The organism is Kordia jejudonensis (genome assembly GCF_001005315.1).
Classification (GTDB): Bacteria; Bacteroidota; Bacteroidia; order Flavobacteriales; family Flavobacteriaceae; genus Kordia; species Kordia jejudonensis.
In genome coordinates this window covers 1-653 of the sequence record NZ_LBMG01000181.1, presented here as the reverse complement: position 1 = coordinate 653, position 653 = coordinate 1, and the positions used below count along the sequence as shown (strand labels likewise).

Annotated in this window: 1 protein-coding gene; it reads left to right on the top strand. The window is 32.3% G+C overall.

Features of this window, described 5'->3' with window-relative positions; translation table 11 throughout:
• The first annotated feature begins 303 nt into the window (after positions 1-303).
• On the top strand, positions 304-540 hold the full coding sequence (locus AA089_RS23230) for a hypothetical protein (protein ID WP_156169306.1): 237 nt from the start codon (positions 304-306) through the stop codon (positions 538-540).
• The last annotated feature ends 113 nt before the right edge of the window (positions 541-653 follow it).

Genomic DNA, 653 nt, shown 5'->3' with positions numbered 1-653 from the left:
TGTATTTGCTGTAACGGCGTATGCCATGCCTAGCGATGAAAAACGCTTCAAAAACATTGGCTTCGATCAGTATTTTTCTAAACTAGTAGACTTCCCACAACTTCGCTCTGAAATAAACAAGCTAAAAGGGTAATCCTAATCTTGATGATTCGTCAATTTGAAGATTCGTTAATTTACTCACAACAGACAACAACGCAAAATAACTAACTCATTTTCAGGCGAAAATATTTCTTTTTACGGTAAAACCGTACCATACTTCTTTGCGTTATTTCTAACTTGATACAACTTAAAGAATCACACATCATGAAAAAAAAGAATCTAAAAATTTTAAGTGTAAAAAAATCAACCATTTCCAATCTAAATAAAGAAAATATTATAGCAGGATTGGCCGCTAATACAAGTTATGCTGTATGCGATATTGAACCAGAAACAAATCTTTGTACTGTCATATTTACGTGTACACATAACTCAAAAGGTCATTGCGTAACAAATGAAGTAGACGATACTACACGACCAATTTGTAAAGCACAAAACAATTAAAATATCTAAGAAGACGAATCATTCACAGCTCGTCTTTTATCCTGTATATGACAATTTGAAGATTTAATAATTTGCTCACAACAAAGCAAAGATTCTGTGTTAACAACCAAGAA

Coding starts and splice junctions, on each gene's coding strand:
- AA089_RS23230 (WP_156169306.1), top strand. CDS start 304: ATGAAAAAAAAGAATCTAAAAATTTTAAGTGTAAAAAAATCAACCATT.